Source organism: Streptomyces sp. NPDC000880, from assembly GCF_053599675.1.
Window position 1 is genome coordinate 147614 of record NZ_JBSFMS010000001.1, and the last position, 19072, is coordinate 166685.

At 70.7% G+C, this 19072-nt stretch carries 19 protein-coding genes and 2 pseudogenes; 8 read left to right on the forward strand and 13 right to left on the reverse strand.

Annotated elements, in window-relative coordinates; genetic code table 11:
- Positions 1-990: a methylmalonyl Co-A mutase-associated GTPase MeaB gene (gene meaB, locus ACWDO5_RS00515; protein WP_450527120.1), complete on the forward strand. Its 990-nt coding sequence runs from the start codon at positions 1-3 to the stop codon at positions 988-990.
- A gap of 73 nt (positions 991-1063) precedes the next feature.
- On the opposite strand, the gene ACWDO5_RS00520 is transcribed toward meaB, so the two are convergent.
- Positions 1064-1759, reverse strand: coding sequence for a type 1 glutamine amidotransferase domain-containing protein (locus tag ACWDO5_RS00520; protein WP_450527122.1), 696 nt, complete (start codon positions 1757-1759; stop codon positions 1064-1066).
- Positions 1760-1934: 175 nt separating this feature from the next.
- On the opposite strand from ACWDO5_RS00520, the gene ACWDO5_RS00525 reads away from it, so the two are divergent.
- The 3 genes and pseudogenes from ACWDO5_RS00525 (at position 1935) to ACWDO5_RS00535 (ending at position 4127) form a co-directional block, all read left to right on the forward strand.
- On the forward strand, positions 1935-2522 hold the full coding sequence (locus ACWDO5_RS00525; protein WP_450527124.1) for a putative glycolipid-binding domain-containing protein: 588 nt from the start codon (positions 1935-1937) through the stop codon (positions 2520-2522).
- Between the two features lie 43 nt (positions 2523-2565).
- Positions 2566-2790 (forward strand): annotated as a pseudogene (locus ACWDO5_RS00530) (ArsR family transcriptional regulator); the annotation flags it as partial.
- Positions 2787-4127: a 6-phospho-beta-glucosidase gene (locus ACWDO5_RS00535; RefSeq protein ID WP_450527125.1), complete on the forward strand. Its 1341-nt coding sequence runs from the start codon at positions 2787-2789 to the stop codon at positions 4125-4127. The pseudogene ACWDO5_RS00530 and the gene ACWDO5_RS00535, both read left to right, overlap by 4 nt.
- Positions 4128-4727: 600 nt before the next feature.
- Here the strand turns inward: ACWDO5_RS00535 and ACWDO5_RS00540 are convergent.
- The 5 genes from ACWDO5_RS00540 to ACWDO5_RS00560 form a co-directional block, all read right to left on the reverse strand.
- On the reverse strand, positions 4728-5699 hold the full coding sequence (locus ACWDO5_RS00540) for an NAD(P)-dependent oxidoreductase (RefSeq protein WP_450527126.1): 972 nt from the start codon (positions 5697-5699) through the stop codon (positions 4728-4730).
- A gap of 153 nt (positions 5700-5852) precedes the next feature.
- On the reverse strand, positions 5853-6113 hold the full coding sequence (locus ACWDO5_RS00545) for a type B 50S ribosomal protein L31 (RefSeq protein ID WP_450527128.1): 261 nt from the start codon (positions 6111-6113) through the stop codon (positions 5853-5855).
- Between the two features lie 46 nt (positions 6114-6159).
- Complete coding sequence (gene rpmG / locus ACWDO5_RS00550) at positions 6160-6324, reverse strand: 50S ribosomal protein L33 (RefSeq protein ID WP_307665137.1); 165 nt, start codon at positions 6322-6324, stop codon at positions 6160-6162.
- A 162-nt stretch (positions 6325-6486) separates the two neighbouring features.
- Positions 6487-6672, reverse strand: coding sequence for a hypothetical protein (locus tag ACWDO5_RS00555; protein ID WP_450527130.1), 186 nt, complete (start codon positions 6670-6672; stop codon positions 6487-6489).
- Between the two features lie 226 nt (positions 6673-6898).
- Positions 6899-7165, reverse strand: a complete 267-nt coding sequence (locus ACWDO5_RS00560; RefSeq protein ID WP_450527132.1) for a hypothetical protein — start codon at positions 7163-7165, stop codon at positions 6899-6901.
- Between the two features lie 278 nt (positions 7166-7443).
- Here ACWDO5_RS00560 and ACWDO5_RS00565 point away from each other — a divergent pair, with 278 nt between their 5' ends.
- From ACWDO5_RS00565 to ACWDO5_RS00575, 3 genes are read left to right on the forward strand one after another with little or no spacing between them, the layout of a single operon-like run.
- The gene (locus ACWDO5_RS00565) at positions 7444-9795 is read left to right on the forward strand and encodes an FHA domain-containing protein (protein ID WP_450527134.1); all 2352 of its coding nucleotides are present in this window, start codon (positions 7444-7446) and stop codon (positions 9793-9795) included.
- 14 nt (positions 9796-9809) lie between these two features.
- Positions 9810-10604 (forward strand): hypothetical protein, encoded by a 795-nt coding sequence (locus tag ACWDO5_RS00570; RefSeq protein WP_450527136.1) that lies wholly within the window; start codon positions 9810-9812, stop codon positions 10602-10604.
- Complete coding sequence (locus tag ACWDO5_RS00575) at positions 10604-11620, forward strand: serine/threonine-protein kinase (protein WP_450527138.1); 1017 nt, start codon at positions 10604-10606, stop codon at positions 11618-11620. Before ACWDO5_RS00570 ends, ACWDO5_RS00575 begins: the two co-directional genes overlap by 1 nt.
- An 8-nt stretch (positions 11621-11628) precedes the next feature.
- Here the strand turns inward: ACWDO5_RS00575 and ACWDO5_RS00580 are convergent, their stop codons facing one another.
- On the reverse strand, positions 11629-12897 hold the full coding sequence (locus ACWDO5_RS00580; RefSeq protein WP_450527140.1) for a streptophobe family protein: 1269 nt from the start codon (positions 12895-12897) through the stop codon (positions 11629-11631).
- Between the two features lie 200 nt (positions 12898-13097).
- Here ACWDO5_RS00580 and ACWDO5_RS00585 point away from each other — a divergent pair, with 200 nt between their 5' ends.
- On the forward strand, positions 13098-14408 hold the full coding sequence (locus ACWDO5_RS00585) for a DUF6777 domain-containing protein (protein WP_450527142.1): 1311 nt from the start codon (positions 13098-13100) through the stop codon (positions 14406-14408).
- A 46-nt stretch (positions 14409-14454) separates the two neighbouring features.
- Here the strand turns inward: ACWDO5_RS00585 and ACWDO5_RS00590 are convergent, their stop codons facing one another.
- The 6 genes and pseudogenes from ACWDO5_RS00590 to ACWDO5_RS00615 all read right to left on the reverse strand — a co-directional run bounded on the left by ACWDO5_RS00590 (position 14455) and on the right by ACWDO5_RS00615 (position 19050).
- Entirely contained in the window at positions 14455-14874 is a 420-nt protein-coding gene (locus tag ACWDO5_RS00590; protein WP_450527144.1) for a hypothetical protein, read from the reverse strand.
- Positions 14875-14918: 44 nt separating this feature from the next.
- Positions 14919-15299, reverse strand: a pseudogene (locus ACWDO5_RS00595) (amino acid permease); the annotation flags it as partial.
- Positions 15300-15417: 118 nt separating this feature from the next.
- Positions 15418-15969 (reverse strand): cysteine hydrolase family protein, encoded by a 552-nt coding sequence (locus ACWDO5_RS00600; RefSeq protein WP_450527145.1) that lies wholly within the window; start codon positions 15967-15969, stop codon positions 15418-15420.
- Positions 15970-16034: 65 nt separating this feature from the next.
- Complete coding sequence (locus ACWDO5_RS00605) at positions 16035-17585, reverse strand: FAD-dependent oxidoreductase (RefSeq protein ID WP_450527146.1); 1551 nt, start codon at positions 17583-17585, stop codon at positions 16035-16037.
- Between the two features lie 24 nt (positions 17586-17609).
- Positions 17610-18575: an LLM class F420-dependent oxidoreductase gene (locus ACWDO5_RS00610; RefSeq protein WP_450527148.1), complete on the reverse strand. Its 966-nt coding sequence runs from the start codon at positions 18573-18575 to the stop codon at positions 17610-17612.
- 118 nt (positions 18576-18693) lie between these two features.
- A complete protein-coding gene (locus ACWDO5_RS00615; RefSeq protein WP_450527261.1) occupies positions 18694-19050 on the reverse strand; it encodes a hypothetical protein in 357 nt (118 codons plus the stop codon).
- Positions 19051-19072 lie beyond the last annotated feature (22 nt).

Sequence of the window (19072 nt, forward strand, 5' to 3'; positions counted from 1 at the left end):
ATGCATCCCACCGTCGACATCGACAGCTATGTCAAGGGCGTGCGTGAGGGGTCGCGGGCGTACATCGCCCGCGCCGTCACGCTCGTCGAGTCCACCCGCGCCGACCATCGCGCGCTCGCCCAGGAGCTGCTGACCGAGCTGCTGCCGTACTCCGGAGCGGCTCGGCGTGTGGGTGTCAGCGGCGTGCCCGGCGTCGGCAAATCGACATTCATCGACGCGCTCGGCACGATGCTCACCGGTCTCGGCCACCGGGTGGCGGTGCTGGCCGTCGACCCGTCGTCGACCCGTACGGGCGGCTCCATCCTGGGTGACAAGACCCGGATGGAACGGCTCGCGGTGGATCCGGCTGCCTTTGTGCGGCCCTCCCCCACTTCGGGCACGCTGGGCGGGGTGGCCAAAGCGACCCGCGAGACCATCATCGTGATGGAGGCCGCCGGCTACGACGTCGTGCTCGTCGAGACGGTCGGCGTCGGGCAGTCGGAGACCGCCGTGGCGGGCATGGTGGACTCCTTCCTGCTGCTGAGCCTGGCCCGTACCGGTGACCAGCTCCAGGGCATCAAGAAGGGTGTACTGGAGCTGGCCGACGTCATCGCCATCAACAAGGCGGACGGCCCGCACGAACGCGACGCCCGTTCGGCGGCCCGTGAACTGGCCGGTGCCCTGCGGCTGATGCACCCCGCCGACGCGGCGTGGACTCCCCCGGTCCTGTCCTGCAGTGCCCGCGAGGGCTCCGGCCTCGACACCCTCTGGGAGCGTCTTGAGCAGCACCGCGCGCTCCTCGACTCGACGGGCCGGCTCGCCACCAAGCGCCGTCACCAGCAGATCGACTGGACGTGGGCGATGGTCCACGACGAGCTGCGGGACCGGCTGCGCGGCCATCCGGAGGTGCGGGCGCTCACGCCCGGTCTCGAACAGCAGGTGCGGGACGGGGAGTTGACGGCGACGCTTGCCGCCGAACGGATCCTGGACGCCTTTCAGCGGCCCCGGTAGCGGCTCCGGGGCGGGGCTACTTCGGCGCCTGCCCCGGACCCTGACCACCCGCACTGGTGGCCGCGTCAGCGCCTCAGCCCAGGACCTTGAGGATCTCGGCGGCGAGCGGAGCGGACGAAGCGGGGTTCTGGCCGGTGACCAGGTTGCGGTGCACGACAACCTTCGGGGCCCACGGCTCGCCCCCCTCGAAGTCCGCGCCGAGCCCGACAAGCCGGTCCTGGAGCAGCCACTTCGCCTTGTCCGCGAGGCCCGCCTGCCTCTCTTCCGCGTTGGTGAAACCGGTCAGCCGATAGCCGGTGAACGGCCAGGAGCCGTCCTCGCGCTCCGCGGCGAGCAGCGCGGCGGGCCCGTGGCAGACCACGCCGAGCGGCTTGCCGGAGTCCAGGGCGGCGGTGATCAGCTTGCCGGAGTCCGCGTTGACGGCCAGGTCCTCCATCGGGCCGTGGCCACCGGGGTAGAAGACCGCGGCATAGTCGGCCAGGTCGGCCTCCTCCAGCTTCAGCGGTCGCTGCAGGGCAGTGAACGAGGCCAGCTCGGCGGCGATCGCGTCGGCGTTCTCCTTACCTCCATTCACTTCGGGCGCGAGGCTCGCCCTGTCCACGGTGGGTACGACACCACCCGGCGTGGCGACGGCGATCTCGTGCCCCGCCTCGGTGAACGCACGGTAGGGAGCCACGACCTCCTCCGCCCAGAAGCCGGTAGGGTGCCGGGTGCCGTCGGCCAGGGTCCAGTGGTCCGCGCCGGTCATCACGAAAAGGATCTTCGCCATCTCACTTCTCTCCGTTCAAAGGTCAATGATGTCCTTGAACGTAGACCGATGAGCCATTGGGATCTATCTCGTCCAGCGCCCGGGCGCGTCGGTCAACCCCCACCTGGCCCTGGTCCGTGACCGTCTGCTGCGCGAGGCTCCCACCTGGTGAGTACTCCGGCTCGTAGGGTGAGGCATGGTCACTTCTCACGTCATCACCTGGGAAGTCACGGAGAGCCAGGGATACGAGACCTCCTGGATCGAGCTCCGCGGCACGACCCTGCTGGCCCGTGGGCGCGCGGTCGGAACCGAGCCCAATCCGCACTGGATCTCGTACGAACTCGAAACCGGCGACCACTACCTCACCCGTGAGCTGCGGGTTCACGCCGCGACCGCCACGGGTTCGCACGAACTCCACCTGCGGCACGACGGTCACGGCCGGTGGACCGCCGACGGGGAGCCGCTGCCCGACGTCGACGGCGCGCTCGACTGCGACCTCGCTCTGTGCCCACTCACCAACACCATGCCGGTGCGACGGCACGGGCTCCATCTGGCACCCGGTGAGCGGAGCTTCCTGATGGCCTGGGTCTCGGTGCCGGACCTGACCGTGCACGCGTCACCGCAGACCTACACCCATCTCAGGCGTACCGAACACGGCGCGCGCGTCCGGTTCGCGTCGGGCGACTACCGCAGCGATGTGGAGTTCGACACGGACGGGCTCGTCATCGACTACCCGGGCATGGCTCGCAGGCTTTCGGGGCGTGCGGGACGGCCGCGGCCGTAGCGCCGGTGCCGTCGTATCCGGCGGACGACACCGGGATCGAGACGGCCAGGTCATGGACACTACGGTGATCGAGGTATCGGTCAAGCGGGCGATGATCGCGGCGGCGGACTCAGTGGTGCTCCTCGCCGACGCGGGCGAGTTCCCCGGCACCGGCATGATGAAGTCGTGCGGCCCCGCGGCCCTCGACACAGTGGTGGCCAGCGCACTCGCGGACCCGGCGACCAGCGCGGCGTTCGACGAGGCAGGAGTGAAGGTGGTTGAGGTATGAGGCTCACGATCCTCGGCGGCGGGGGCTTCAGGCTGCCGCTGGTGTACGGTGCCCTGCTCGGCGATCACGGCGAGGGCCGTATCACCCACGTAACCCTCCACGACCTGGACGCCGGCCGGCTGGCCGCGATCGCGCGCGTCCTCGCCGACCAGGCACGAGGTGTGCCGGACGCCCCGTCGGTCACCGTCACCACCGACCTCGACGAGGCACTGCGCGGCGCCGACTTCGTGTTCTCCGCGATCCGTGTCGGCGGCCTCGAGGGCCGCGCGGCCGACGAACGCATCGCCCTGGCCGAGGGCGTGCTGGGCCAGGAGACGGTCGGCGCGGGCGGCATCGCGTACGGACTGCGTACCGTCCCGGTCGCCGTCGACATCGCGCGCCGGGTCGCCCGGCTCGCCCCCGACGCCTGGGTCATCAACTTCACCAACCCGGCCGGTCTGGTCACCGAGGCCATGGCCCGACACCTCGGCGACCGCGTCATCGGCATCTGCGACTCGCCGGTGGGCCTCGGCCGCCGGGTCGCCCGCGCGCTGGGCGCGGACCCGGGCACCGCGTGGATCGACTATGCGGGCCTCAACCACCTCGGCTGGCTGCGCGGCCTGCGCGTCGAGGGCCGCGACGAACTGCCCCGGCTGCTCGCCGACCCTGAGCTGCTCGGCTCCTTCGAGGAGGGCAAGCTCTTCGGTCCCGACTGGCTCCGCTCCCTCGGCGCGATCCCCAACGAGTATCTGCACTACTACTACTTCAACCGCGAGGCGGTACGCGCCTACCAGGAGGCGCAGCAGACCCGCGGGGCCTTCCTTCATGAGCAACAGGCCCGGTTCTACGCGGAGATGGAGCGGCCCGACACTCCGGCGCTGGCGACCTGGGACCGTACCCGAGCGGAGCGCGAGGCGACCTACATGGCGCACAACCGCGAGGCTGCGGGCGCCGGCGAGCGCGACGCCTGCGACCTTCAGTCCGGTGGCTACGAGCAGGTCGCCCTCGCTCTGATGCGGGCCATCGCGCACAACCAGCGCACGACGCTCATCCTCAACGTCCGCAACCGCACGACGCTTTCCGTGCTGGACGAGGAAGCGGTCGTCGAAGTGCCCTGTTTCGTCGACGCGAACGGCGCGCACCCCGTCTCCGTGTCCCCGCTGCCGCTGCACGCCACCGGACTGGTCTGCGCCGTCAAGGCCGTCGAGCGCGAGGTCCTGGCGGCGGCCGACAGCGGCTCGCGTGCGACGGCGGTGAAGGCCTTCGCCCTGCATCCCCTCATCGATTCCGTGACCGTCGCCCGCCGCCTCGTCGACGGCTACACCAGCGTGCACCCCGCCCTCGCGTATCTGAGGTAGGAGCCCGTCGTGGACGGCGGGGTGGCGCTGACGCTGCGGCCGTTGCAGATCCTGACGCTGCGTCCTTCGCGGGCGTAGAGCTGGGCGTCCGCCGGCCCTGGTCCCGCCGGCCGAACGGCAACCGGCGGGCTTGACGCGTTTCCGCGCCTGAGACGTGCTTGCGCCGCGGCGGTTTCGTGAGCGTGGCGCGGAATCGACTCCCCCGGCATGGTCTGCTGCAGATACCGGTACTCGGCCGGCGCGGCGGGCCCGTGAACGGGCCGGTACACGTCCGGCGGACACCGGGCAGCGCCGCGACCGCGGGCGCCGCGAGTGTCGCGGCGCCCACGAGCGAGGCGAGGACCAGCTGAAGCAGACGTCTGTGCATAAGCGCCCTCCTCATCGTCATGACCACTTCAAAACGTGACGACGTTACGAGAGGGGGCCAGTGCAACAGAAGGGCGCATGTTGGACTTTGTGGCTCGGGAGACGGGAGGGGCTCGGGGCACCGGCGCCCACTCAGCCGGTGCCCCGGGGATCCAGGCCCGGCCGGTTGCGCGTCAACTGCCCGTCAACTGCGCACCGGCAGCCTCGGCGGTACCGATCCCACGGCTCCCCGTCTTAGGTGTCCCGGCTGCCCTGGGCGTCCTGGCTGTCAGGGCCGCTTGGGGAAGGCTCTCGGCCTTCGTCGAAGGATGCCAAATACGTGGCCGCCATGTCGCGTTCGCCCTGCCCCTGGCGCTCCAGCCGCTCGAAGCGCGCCACCCCCGCCCGCGCGACATCCAGCCGTACGCCGGACCGCTCCCCCGCGTCGACGATCAGCCGTGCGTCCTTGAGCGCGTTGGTGACACTGAAGCTCGGCGTGTAGTCGCCGCTGAGGATTGCCGCGGACTTGACCCGCAAGTACCCGTTGTCCAGCGGTCCGCCGGACACGCTGTCGAGGAAGGCCTGCGGATCGACGCCGAGGCCCCGCGCCAGGGCGATCGCCTCACCCGTGGCATGCGTCAGCGCGCCGACCCAGCTGTTCAGAACGAGCTTGAGCCTGCTCGCGGCCCCGGTGGAGCCGTCGTCGTCGACCCATGTGGTGCGCTGACCCACAGCGTCGAAGACCGGCGTAAGAATGGCGCGCGCACTCTTCGGGCCCGCGGCCACTACCAGCAGCTGCCCGGCTTCCGCGGGCTGCTTCGTACCGAGAACGGGTGCGTCGACAAAGGTGAGGCCGTGCTGCTGCGCGAAGTCGGCCAGCTCGGCCGTGGCGGCGTCCCCGACGGTGGCCGACTGCGCCCACACCGCTCCGGGGGTGAGACCCTTGCTCGCCTCCCGCATGGTTGCGAGCACGCGCGGTCCGTCGTTGAGCATGGTCAGCACCACGTCCGCGCCGGTGACGGCGTCGGCCGGGGATTCGGCACAGTACGCTCCGTCGGCCACGAGCGCTTCCGCTTTGGCCCGCGTACGGTTCCACGCGCGGACGGCCAGGCCACTGCGGAGCACGTTGCGTGCCATCGCGGCGCCCATAATGCCGGTGCCGAGCACCGCCACCGTGGGACGGTCCGCGCTGTCGCTCTGTGCGGTGGGTGCGGTGGGTGAGGTCACTTCAATCGCCTCTCGACGTCGTAGGTGCTGGCTGTCACAGGGCCAGCCAATCAGCCCGCCCGGCCTCCTGTGGGGATCAGGCGGCATCCGGACAGGAAACACAACGGCGCGGCCGCCCATCGTGGGCGGGCCGCGCCCGGCTGGTCGACCGGGTCAGTTCCGGGCCGATGCGGCGGTGCCGTAGCGGCGCTCGAAGCGTTCCACACGGCCGGCCGTGTCCAGCACCCGGGAGGTGCCGGTATAGAAGGGGTGGCTCGCCGAGGAGATCTCCACGTCGATCACCGGATAGGTGTTGCCGTCCTCCCACTCCACACGCTGCGCGGAATCCGCGGTCGAGTGGATCAGGAAGGCGACGTCAGCGGCACGGTCCCGAAAGACGACCGGGCGGGAGACGGGGTGGATACGAGGCTTCATGCGGATTCCTTCCTCGGTGCAGGGGCGGCTGGTGTCCGGTGGCAGGTCAGCGTTCCTCGCGGAACAGGACGTGCTCGCCGAGGACGGGGTCGAACTTGCGCAGCAGCAGCCGGTCGGGGTTGTTGAGGCGGCTCTTGCGCGTCACGTATGTCTGGCCGGTCCCGGCGGACGACCGCAGGGTAATGACGGGACGGGTATTACTGCGTGCCATGCGTTCCTCCCGGCGCCTCACAAGCCCACCGGAGGGTGGGGTGAATGTCACGTTCACGTCAGCGCCTGATGATGTAACCGCGCGGACCCCGGCGGCATTCCCGCCGTCGCCCCGGCCCGTGCCCGCAGCCCCGCCAGGCGGTCGCCCCTGTCCGGCAGCGGCCTACTGTCGCCTGCCGCGGCGCCGGACCAGCGCGGATGCCGCCACCGCGAGCAGCCCGAGCAGAGCGGCCACCCCGCCGACGAGGACGGCCTGCTTGTCCTCGACGCGCTCGGCGGATGCCGCGGCCTGCCGCTCGGCGGGCTCGCCGCCCGGCTGCGGCGGCTGAGCCGTATCGCCTGTCAGCACCAGGTCGGAGCAGGAGTAGTAGGTGTCCCGGGGTATCCGAGTTCCGCCAGACCGTATAGAGCACATGGCGGCCCGTCAGTCCCTCAGGGACAGGTCCCTCGCGGCAGGCAGGCCCCCCGTCGCCGGGCACGGATCATCCACAGCCGGTTTCGCACCCGCGCCCTCCTGGCCGGCGGCACCGCTCCGCCCCGACGAACTCCTCGACATCGACAAGGAGTTCTACGCTTCACGGCGCCACGCCGACGCGACCCCGGTCATCGGTCCCGACGCCGCCGGCCGGGCCGTCCGCTACGCCCTGGCAGTCGGGCTGCTCGACGATGCCTACGCCGGGAACCTGGAGCGCCACTCGCCGGGACCACAGCTGCGACGCGCCGTCGCGGGCGCCGGACCGATCACGGTCACCGGAGGCATCGGCTACATCACCCACCGCACCTACGAAGCCCTTCTGGAGTGCCCGGGTCCCGGTCCGGGTGACCGCGTTCGTACTGCGCACGGTCCCGTACCGACCGGTGATCGCCAGCCTTGCCCACTACGGTCCGGTCACCCGGACGGAGTACTCGCGGACCTTCCCGCAGCGGCTGTTCACCGGCCCGGCAGAACAGCACGCGCCATCGAGCAGACCCTTCGCGCGGGTTACGACCCCACCCGGCTGGAGACGGAAGGCCGCTACCACACCCAGCTGTACCAGTCCCGCCCACGGCACCGGCATGAGCGGGCGGTGCCGTGGGCGCAGATCGGGCGCAGATCTGGACCAATCGCTAGAATTCGACCATGGGAGAGCGGCCTGTCGCGCCGACTGCGCCCGAGCTCGTCCTCGAAACCGATGCGGGCTCCATGGTGATGAGCCCGAACCGGGACTATCACGTCGGGCGCGACCCCTTGAGCGATATCGTCATCGACGACGCCCGGGTGTCCTGGCACCACGCGGTGCTGCGGCCCGTGTCCGGCCACTGGACGATCGAGGACGCGGACAGCACGAACGGCACGTACACCGATGGCAGGCGGATCCACGCATGGGGCGTCGGCCCCGGCAGCGTCATCCGGTTCGGCAATCCGGCCGACGGCCCGCGTGCCGTTCTCGTCGACCGGAACCCGCCCGCCGCGCAGGCGCCTGCCCGTCCGTCCGCCGTCTCCATGCCGTCAGCGACCGGCACCTTCCGGCAGCCGAACGCCGTACGTCCACTGTCGGACCGCACCGTACGCATCGGGCGCGGACCCGACAACGACCTGGTCGTCGACGATCTCGTCGTCTCACGGCAGCACGCGGAGCTATGTGCGCTCCCGGACGGCACCTACGAGATCGTCGACCTCGGCTCTCACAACGGCACCTTCCTCAACGGCCGGCCGGTCGCCCACGCCCTCGTCTCCCCCGGCGACATCGTCGGCATCGGCCACTCGGCGTTCTGTCTCGTCGGCGACCAGCTGCAGGAGTACGTCGACACCGGCGACGTCTCGCTCGACGTCCAGGACCTGGCGGTCTCGGTGGACCGCGGCCGTAAGACACTGCTCGACCATGTCTCGTTCCCCGTGGGCGAGAAGTGCCTGCTTGCCGTGGTGGGACCCAGCGGCGCCGGCAAGTCCACCCTCCTCAACGCGCTGACCGGGCTGCGCCCCGCCGACCAGGGCACCGTCCTCTACGACGGCCGCGACCTCTACCACGACTACGCGGAGCTGCGCCAGCGCATCGGCCTCGTACCGCAGGACGACATCCTGCACTCGCAGCTGAGTGTGCGCAGTGCCCTGGGTTACGCCGCCGAGCTGCGCTTTCCGCAGGACACCGCGAAGACCGAACGCCAGGACCGGGTGGCCGAAGTGGTGCGCGAACTCGGCCTCGAACAGCGGGCCACCCAGCCCATCCACAGCCTGTCGGGCGGCCAGCGAAAGCGGGTCAGCGTGGCCCTGGAACTGCTGACGAAGCCGTCCCTGCTCTTCCTCGACGAGCCGACCTCCGGGCTCGACCCCGGCATGGACCGCTCGGTCATGCATATGCTGCGCGGCCTCGCCGACGACGGCCGAACGGTCATCGTCGTCACGCACAGCGTGCTCAGCCTCGATGTGTGCGACCGGCTGCTGGTGCTCGCGCCCGGCGGCAGGATCGCTTACTACGGGCCCCCGGACGACGCCCTCCCCTTCTTCGGCTTCGAGCAGTGGCCGGAGGCGTTCGAAGCCTTCGAGAACGACCGGGACCGGGACTGGGCGGGGACGTACCGCGAGTCCCCCTTCCACCGGCAGTACATCGCGAACTCCACCGCGCAGCCCCGCCTGCCGCAGGCCGCGGCGGACGGTTTCGTCGCGCCGCCGCCGAAGGCGCAGAGCTGGGGGGCACAGCTGAGGACGCTGGTCCGGCGGTACGCGGCCGCGCTGAGCGCCGACCGGACCTTCCTGGTCATCATGATCGCACTGCCGTTCGTGATGGGCGCGATGACCCGCGCCCTGGCCGGCAGCAGGCTCACCCAGGAGACGGCGGTGAACGCCCCGCTCATCCTGTGTGTGGGCGGCGTCCTGACAGGTGCCGCCAACGCCGTGCGCGAGCTGGTCAAGGAGCGGGTGATCTACCAGCGGGAGCGGGCTGTCGGGCTGTCCCGGTCCGCGTATCTGATGTCCAAGGTCGTGGTGCTCGGCACGATCACGGTGCTGCAGGCGGTCGTGCTGACCCTCGTCGGGCTCGTCGGCGTCGACCTGAACGCCCCGGGCGGTGAAGGCGTGCTGATGCCGCCGCTCGTGGAGATCACCCTGGCCGTGGCGGTGCTGTCGTTCACGGCGATGATGCTCGGCCTGCTGGTGTCCGCGCTGGTGCGCAAGGAGGAGGGCACCATGCCGCTGCTGGTCCTGCTCGCCATCGTCCAGGTCGTGTTCTGCGGTGCGCTGTTGAAGCTGGACGGCGTTCCGGGCGTCGAGCAGCTGGCGTGGCTGATTCCGTCCCGGTGGGCGCTGGGAGCGATGGCGGGGACCATCGGGCTCGCCAGGATCATGCCGGGCAAGCTGACGGCGGACCCCCTCTTCGAGCACTCGGCGGGCGTGTGGCTGCTCAACATGGGGATGCTGGTGGTCCTCTCCGTCGTCTTCGGGTACGCGGTCGCGAGGCTCCTGCGCCGCCATGAACCCGCTGTCATGCGAAAGTAGAGACGGGACCGCCGATGACGATCGAGGACTTCCGCCCGACACACGTCATCCCCCAGGACGGACTGCCCGCCTGGGAGGCACCGGACGCGTCCCGCCCGACCGACCCGCTCGACCCGTTGCTTCCGGTCCAGCTGGTCGACCGGCGCGGCGACTGGGGGCGGATCGTCTGCGCGAACGGCTGGTCGGCGTGGGTCGACGGCCGCCTGCTGGTCTCCGTACCGCAGGAGCCCCCGGCGGCCGGGCAGCCACTGGCCCGCACGGCGGACCCGCGCCCGCTGCTGGCCCGCGCCGAGGAGTCGCTTGGCCAGTACCGCCGCGCGGCACAGGACCTGGCGGCCGGGCGGACGGACGGCGAGACGTTCCGCCGCAGCACGCAGGGGCTGCGGGTGGGGATGGTCGTGGACGGCGAGTCGGTGTGGCTGTACGACGCGGAGCATGAGCGCTGGGTGTACTGCGACGGGACGCACCTGAGCACGTATGCGGCGCAGCCGGGCCCGGCCGGGGGCGGGGCACCTGGGCCGCCGGAACCGACGGGGGCGGCCGCCTCGGGAGAGGCGGCTGGCGGAACGGCGGGCACGGGGGCGACGAGGGTCGTCGACCCGGACCAGGCGGTCGGTGCGGACCGGTCCGGGGCAAGCCCACCTCATCCGGGCGCAGCAGACGGCCCGGAGCCGACGCAGGCCATCGCCGCAAGCGGGCTGCCCGGCGGGGGACAGGCCGGGCCGGCGCAGGTGAGCGAGCCCGGCCGACAGGCAGACGCGTACCCCGGCCGCCCCCCACACCCCCGCCCCTTGCCCGGTGACGTTTGATGGTCCGCGTTCCGCGCGATACCAGCCTGCCCATCGGGAGGCCGTCCGACCTGCTCGGGAAGCAGATCGCGGGGTACCTCGTCGAGAGCGAGATCGGCCGCGGCGGCATGGCCGTCGTCTACCGCGCCAAGGACCTCCGCCTGGACCGCACCGTCGCCCTCAAGCTGCTCGCCCCCGAGCTCGCGCGCAACGACACCTTCCGCAAGCGGTTCACCCACGAGTCCCGGGTCGCCGCCGCCATCGACCACCCCCACATCGTGCCGGTGTTCGAGGCGGGCGAGACCGAAGGCATCCTCTACATCGCGATGCGCTACGTCGCCGGACAGGACCTCCGCGCCCTCCTCGACCGCAAGGGCCCCCTCCCGGTCCGCGTCGCGGGCCGGATCGCCTCGCAGGTCGCGTCCGCGCTCGACGCCGCCCATGACCACGACCTGGTGCACCGGGACGTCAAACCCGGCAACATCCTCATCGCAGCGGGCACGGACAGCGATCACCCGGAGCACGTCTACCTCACGGACTTCGGTCTGACGAAGAAGTCTCTGTCGTTGACCGGGTTCACCACGGTCGGCCAGTTCGTCGGCACCCTCGACTACGTCGCCCCGGAGCAGATCTCGGGCCGCCCGGTGGACGGCCGGTGCGATGTCTACAGCCTCGGCTGCGTCGTGTTCGAGAGCATGGCCGGGACTCCGCCCTTCCAACGCGACGACGACATGGCGCTGTTGTGGGCGCACCAGTTCGATCCGCCGCCACCCCTGACCGAGCAGCGCCCCGATCTCCCGGCCTCCGTCGACGACGTACTGGCGAAGGCGCTCGCCAAGTCGCCCGACGACCGGTACGACAGCTGCCGGGAGTTCGTCGCCGCGCTGCGTGTCGCGTGCGCCGGGCTCGAGGCGGGCGATCATCCGCCGACGCGGGTGGACATGCGTGTAGCCAAGGCGGCCGGGGCACCAGGGCCGCCGCCTCTGCCGCCTCGCTGGGCGCGGCCCGTGTTCCCCGGGCTCGGCCCGGATGAGTGATCCGCGGTTCAGACCTCGCCCCGGCGACGTACCCGCGAGGCGAGCAGGCTGCCGAGGAACCCGGTGACCAGCCCCCACGCCGCCGCCAGGCCGAGCGCCGACCACAGGTGCGGCCGAAGCGTCACTTCTCCCCCCAGGTCGCCGCCGAGGTCGCCGATGCCCAGCAGGGACAGGCCGGCATGCGCGGAGATCCGGGCCACGAGGCAGATCGTCAGGACCGTGAGAGTGAGCGCAACCGCCATGTGTACGGCGTGCCGCCAGGGCCGCATCCGGGCAGGTGAGCGGACCGCCATGACAAACGCGGCGCCCAGCAGCAGCACCGCGGCGACGACAAGCAGCCACCAGAACCGGCTGTCGTAGTCGGACAGCGAGCTGAGATTGAGGGTGGAGTCCTCGGGCGTGCGCAGCACCGAGTCCAGGACCTGCGGCATGGGCAGCCCGAACGGACCGTCCACCCTTCCCTCCCAGGAGGCGCCCAGACCGAGCGTCAGGGCGAGCCAAGCGAGGTTCGGCAGCCCGAGCAGGATCACAGCAAAGGTCTCCGCGGTATGGCCGCGGGTCGCCGCCACGACGAGTGCGATGACCACGCCCAGTACGACGTAGGCGAGAAGCAGCAGGACCATGGCGAACGCGGCCGGGCGCACCGACTCCTGGAAGCGCACCAGGCGGGCGGGGAGCGGAGCCTTGCGCGATACGAGCAGCGCGAGGATCAGCAGGCCCGCCAGCCACAAGAGGCCGAAGACGAGGGTGCTCGGGATGTCGGCGCGGAACCCGATCTTGGGGGAGGCGTCCAGCAGATCGCCGATGTCCGCGATCGTCCCCTCGCCGAGGGGAATGTCGAAGCTGTGGCGGGCCAGGACCGAGAGGCCGATGAGAGCCAGCACCCACAGCACTGCCAACCGGGCGGCCCAGCTCGCGAGTTCGCGGCTTCCGGCGACGGCTCGGTGCCGCAGCGGACGGAGAAAGCCGATGGCGATGACCAGGGCTCCGGCGAGGGTGACGGAAAGCGGCAGCGCGGTGAGGTCCGCGTCGGTGTCGGCGATCAGGCCGGCGTCTCCGGAGACTTCGACGGAGCCGCCGACCGCGATGACGACTACGGCCGCGACGACGCGCGGGAACGCGCCCCCGGGCAGCTCTGCGGCGCCCGCCGCCCACAGGCCGAGGGCGGCCGTGACGACCATGACGACCAGTCCGGCCAGCACCGCGACGAGGGCCTCGCCCCAGCCGTGGGAGACGCGCTTCGCGCGTTCCCGGTCGCTGGTCTGCTGCTGGCTCACTCTTGCCACGCTAAGCAGGGGTCCGGCGCTCCGCCCGCTGGGAGAGCCGACCGCGTCGGCTTGCGGGCCCTACGGGTACGGGGCACACAATAGGTTCGTCATATGTGAACTGCGGATCTTTACTCTTTTATCCGCAGTTCACTGACATTCCTGTGCCGTGTTTCCTGCGCTGAATGGTTCCTACGCTGGGAAGAAGACCCGTGAGTGCCCAACCGCCGCCGCCCGAACGCCCTACAGGACCTCCGTCAGGCCCGCTCTCGGGCCCGTCACAGGATCGTCCTACCCAAGCCACGCCGCCGCCCGGCACCCCGCCGGGGCCGCCGAGTGGCGGAGGATCGGGGGGCCCCGGCGGGGGCGGAGGATCGGGGGGCCCCGGCGGGGGCGGAGGGGCGAAGGGCTCCGGCGAGGGCCCGGGCCGCCCCTGGTGGCGGTCCTGGCCCAGAATCGCGACGATCGCGGTCGCGCTGGTCGCCGCTGTGGTGCTCACCATCGTCCTCACCCGACCCGAGGGAGGCGGCGCGGCCGCGGCCGATGAGATCGTCAGGGACCCCGTCAATTCTTCGGGCGAGGCTCCGTTCACGCCCCCGTCGACGGTCGAGGAGGCCCCCTCCAGGGAATCGCCCGCCCCGCCGGCGACAAACCTGAAGGGTTCGGATGCCGGCGTGTACGGCGGAACGCAGCAGACAGCCAGCTGCGACGTCGAGAAACAGATCGGCTATCTCTCCGCGGACCCGGCCAAGAACAGCGCGTTCGCCTCTGTCCTGGGCCTCAGCCCCTCCCAGGTGCCCGGGTATCTGCGGTCGCTGACCCCCCTTCGGCTGAACTATGACACCCGGGTCACCAACCATGGCTACAAGAACGGCGCCCCCGACGCGTATCAGTCGGTGCTGCAGGCCGGTACGGCGGTCCTCGTCGACAACCACGGCGTCCCGCGAGTGCGCTGCGCATGCGGCAATCCGCTGCGGCCTCCGGTCAAGGTGGAGGGCAACGTCCGGCTGACGGGCCCCACGTGGTCCGGATTCCGGCCGACGAAGGTTGTGCAGGTGCAGCGCTCCGTCACGGTGATCAACGTCTTCGTCGTCTACGACCCGCACCGCAAGGACTGGTTCGAGCGGAAGCCCGGTGACCATCAGGGCCGCCACGACAAGAAGGTCCCGCCGCCGCCCAAGCCCAAGCCGTCCCCCTCCCCGCACACGTCCTCTCCGTCCACGAGCGTGCCGCCGACCAAGTCGTCGCCGTCCTCCAAGTCCCCGTCGCCGGAGTCCCCGTCGCCGAAATCGCCGTCACCGAAATCGCCGTCGCCGGAGTCCCCGTCACCGAAGTCCCCGTCGTCCGAGCCGCCGACCTCCGGGACCCCGTCCTCGAAGTCGCCCGAGCCCGAGCCACCGCCGCAGTCGGACAACTCGGCGCCGGCGCCGCCACCGGCCGATACATCCGCCTCGGAGTCCATGGCCTCCAGCGCGTCGAGCCCGCCCGTGGCCCCCGACGCCGCTCTTGACTTGTCCTCGTAGTCTCCCGCCTCACCGGAGTACTTCAGACGGGCCGCGGCGGGTGTTCTCAGCCGAGTTCGAGTGTGGTGACGCCGTAGGTACGCTTGGTCCGGACCTCGGGGACCGGGCCGGTGTACATGCGCACGGTGTGCGAGCGCGTCTCGAGACCGCGGGCCGTTGCCAAGGCCCCCGCGGCGTGCTGGGGTTCGGGAATGTCGATGGAAACCTCGTCCTCCGCGCCGACGTGGGCGGTGAGAGCGTCGAAGAGGGCTTCGGCGTCCTCGGGGGTGTCGGCGAACAGTGGCCCGATCCGCCGGCCGTCCAGCGCCGGGCGGATCACGCCGTAGCCGGTGACGCGGCCCTCCCGCAGGCGGGCGTACGCGATGTGGCCGGCAGCGGTCAGCCAGCGGCTGACGAAGGCGGGCCGTTCGGCGGGGAAGCACTGCCGGTCGTACGCCGCGATCGCGTCGATGTGCTCCCCGGCCACGGGGTGCGATCCGCGCGTAGTTGAACGAGGTGGGGGTGATCGGAGATCGCGGTGAACGCGGTGTGGGACCACCAGGCCGGAATGATCAGCACCAGTGGGCAGGCCGCCGCGAGCCATACCGCCTTGACGGGCGTACGGGTGCGCAGGGACACCGAATGCCACCAACGGGAGCCGGGCATCGCCCCGTCACGGGAGAAGGCGAAGATCTGGCGGGTATTGCTCGTCATGTTGGCGAGGCCACAGAACAACATGGCGCCGATCACGACCAGCAGGAGCAGCTTGGCGGCGCCCGTGCCAAGCGCATCGATGAGGATCTGCACCGGCGGCGCCGCCGAGCTCGCGGTGGCGGCGTAATCCCGGATCGCGTACACCAGAGCAAGCATGAGGATCAGACCGGCGCCCGCGCAGTACGCGATGGCGCGCATGCCACTCCACCGTCCCCGCCACGTCCGAAGCGGCCGACCAACACCTCGCAGTGGTGAACTCCGGCCCGTTCGAAGCCCGTTCAGCTCGCCCGGGGCCGTCTGCGCGCTGCGGCCGTGATCAGCCGCGGTCGGGTGCGAATTCGATCGAGTTCCCCGCCGTGATCTCCGCTCCCATGTTGCGCTGCATCATCCGCAGCGCGGCGTCCGCCAGATCGGCGTGGATATGCGCGACGGCATCCTCAGCCACGGTCACGTGCAGATGGCGGATGTGCGCGTCCAGGGCGGAGTACAGGACGCACTGCTCGGTCACCTGCCCGCACAGCATCACATGGTCGATTCCCAGTTGGCTGAGCAGATACGAGAGCGGCGTCTCGTAAAAAATTGAATGCCGCGCCTTGATCACGAAGAGTGATTCTTCATCTGGCCGGATCGGTTCGACGAGATCGGCGTGGGGGCCCGAAAGCGCGGTCTCAAGGAGCTCTCCGTGATGAGATCTCCATTGGCCGAAGTTGTCGTTCACATAGATCACGGGAACCTCGTGCGCGCGGGCGCGTTCCAGCAGCTGGACGATGGCGGGCACGATCTTGGAGACCGAAGGAAGAAGCAGGTCGGCGTCAGCGTGCTCATATGTGTTGATCATGTCGATGACAATGAGTGCGCTCTTCCTCATACTCGCCATCGTCGCACTCCTGCAGGCCGCTCACCGCTCGGCAGGCTTCGAGCCCTGGTCGGGCCCTAGTCCTCGGGGCCCGGCACCTCACGAGGCTCCAGGGGACGGGTGGCCGGGCCGTGCAGGACGGATCCGTCCGTGCCGAAGCGGGAGCCGTGGCAGGGGCATTCCCAGACCCGCTCGGCATCGTTGAACTGCACCAGGCAGCCGAGGTGCGTACAGCGTGCGGAGAGCGCACTGGCGTACCCCGCCTCGTCGCGGTAGACGGCGCACCGCCGTCCCTCCAGCCGCACGACGGCTCCACTGCCGGGCGGGACGTCGGTCACCGAGTCGACATGGCTGGTGCGCAGGCGGTCACCGACGAAGTGTTTGGCAACAGCGGTCTGGAACCGGGCGATTTGGGCTGTCTCACGTACCTGGGGCAGCCTTCGCGGGTCGTACAGGTCGGTCCACGCCGGCCGGCCGCCGCCCGCGATGTGGGCGGTGAGCAACCGGCCTGCCATCACGCCGTTGCTCATACCCCAGCCGCCGAAGCCCGTGGCCACATAGACGTGTTGTGTCCCCGGATGGGCGTGTCCGACGTACGGCAGGTGGTCACTCGAGTCGTTGTCCTGCGCCGCCCACCGATACGTCATGTCCGCGTCGGCGAAGCCCGGCAGCCGCTGTCGCGCCCAGGCGTCGAGGCGCGCAAACCGTTCCCTTACATCGCCCGCTCCCGGCTCGAACGACTCCCCGGTGACGATCAGCAGCCGCCGCGCCGCGTCGTAGGGCGCGCTGCGCACGGACCGCACCGTGTCCTCCGGGCTGAAGTACATGCCGGTGGGGGCGGCTTCGGTCGGCACCGGTGCCGCGACCACCAGTTCGCGCCGGGGCTTGAGCCGGGTGAAGAGCATCGTGCGGTCGAAGACCGGATAGTGCGTCGCGATGACCGCGTCGCGCGCCTCGACCGACGCCCCGTTCTCGGTGGTCAACCGGCAGCGGCTGCCGTCGTGGAGCCCGGTGGCGCGGGTGCGCTCATGGATGCGGCCTCCCGCGCCTGTGATCCGCTCGGCCAGGGCCAGCAGGAACTTCCGCGGGTGGAACTGGAGTTGCCCCTCGACGCGCACCGCGGCGGCCACCGGGAAGGACAGTTCTGTCTCGGTCACGTACGACGCGTCGAGTCCTGCCCGCCCGGCCGCCTCCGCCTCGGCCTTGATCTCGTCCGCTCGCCGCGGATCCTCCACGTACGTGTGGGCGGGGGCGCCCTCCAGGTCGGCGTCGATGTCGAGGTCGGCGCAGAGGGCGGCTGTCCGGTCGACCGCGTCCTGCTGCGAGAGCGCGTACAGCGCGGCGTCGTCGGCGCCGTGCCTCGCCGCCAGCCGCGCATAGCCCAGACCGTGCAGGGCGGTGAGCTTGGCCGTGGTGTAGCCGGTCACGCCTGCGGCGATCCGGTCGGCCTCCAGGACGACGACGTCCAGACCTGCCCGGACCAGGTCCCAGGCGGTGCACAGGCCGGCGATGCCCGCTCCGACCACGGCCACGTCCGCGGTCGCGTCCACGCCGAGGGGCGGATAGCCCGTGCCTGGCGTCGTGGCCATCCAGTACGACTCGTCAACAGTGGGGCGTTGTTCAGCCATGTCTCCTCGGCCTCCGGGGTGTCGTCAGATGTCACCGCGAAGGCGGGGCAGGACGCTGGTGCGGTAGAAGTCGAAGAAGCCCTGCTGCTCCGGCCCGATCTGGTTGACGTACACCTCGTCGAAGTCGGCATCCGCGTAGGCGCGGACGGCTTGCACGTGCTCGTCGACGTCGTCGCCGCAGACCACGTTGGCGCGCACCATCTCTTCGGTGACCAGTTCACAGGCCTGCTCGAAGTGTTTCGGGGTCGGCAGGACCTGACCGAGTTCCCCGGGCAGCTGGGTATTCGGCCAGAGGCGGTGCACGGTCTTGACCGCACGGTCGCGATCAGTTCCCCAGCAGACCTTCAGCCCGCCGACGACCGGCTTTGGGCCGCCGCCGGCCCTTCGGAACTGGCCCACCAGGCCTCCGTCGGGGGCCATCGTGACGAATCCGTCCCCGATACGGCCGGCGAGTGCGGCGGCCTTGGGGCCGAAGCCCGAGACATACACGGGTGGCGGCTTGTCCGGAAGCGTGTATATACGGGCGTTCTCCACCGTGTAGTGCCGCCCCCAGTGGTTGATCTGCCTGCCGGTGAAGAGATGCCGTATGACCTGGACAGCCTCTTCCAGCATCTCCATCCGCAGGTCGGCGGCGGGCCAGGCATCACCGAGCACATGCTCGTTGAGGGCCTCGCCGGTGCCCACGCCGAACCGGAAGCGCCCGTCCGTCAGCACCGCGGACGTCGCCGCTGCCTGCGCGTTGATCGCCGGATGCATCCGCACGGTCGGGCAGGTCACCAGTGTGATCACCGGCAGCGAGCAGACCTGGGACAGGGCGCCGATCATCGACCAGACGAAGGGGCTCTGCCCCTGCTCGTCGTTCCAGGGGTGGTAGTGATCCGAGATCGCGAGCAGATCGAACCCGGCCTGCTCGGCCAACCTCGCCTGCGACAACAGCTCGGCCGGCCCGAACTCCTCGGTGGTCAGAAAGTATCCGTACGCAGTGGTCATTGCGGCCTCACTCCCCGTTCCTTGTCATCGTCGTACGGCCGGCGCAGCAACGCTCCCAGGCCGCCGACCGGGACGTCGTCGTGTCCCTGGGGCGGCACCCGGAGTGCCTCCGCGCCGCTCACCGCCGCGCAGCGGAGCAGCGCGTCGTCCGCGCGCGCCGACGAGGGTTGCGGTTCGCCCAGGTACTGGAGGTCCGTACGGCGTACCGCCAACTGCTCGGGCTCGCTGCCCACCCAGACTTCGTGGTGCGCGTCCGCCCCTTCGGGCCGTATGAACAACTGGCGATCCGGTCCTCGCGTGCCGCGTCGACCAGGGCCGGTAGGCCCTCGGCTGTCGCGGCGGGGGCGGCCCGGAAGCGATCCAGCTCCTCCTCGGCGCGCCGGTTCAGATGGTCCTGGCGGGACCGCAGGTCCCCCGCCAGAACGACCAGGTCGGCACCGCAGTCCTCCTGGTTCGCTGCGATCGCCGGCGCGATCTCGCCGGCGTTGTGGTCCCGG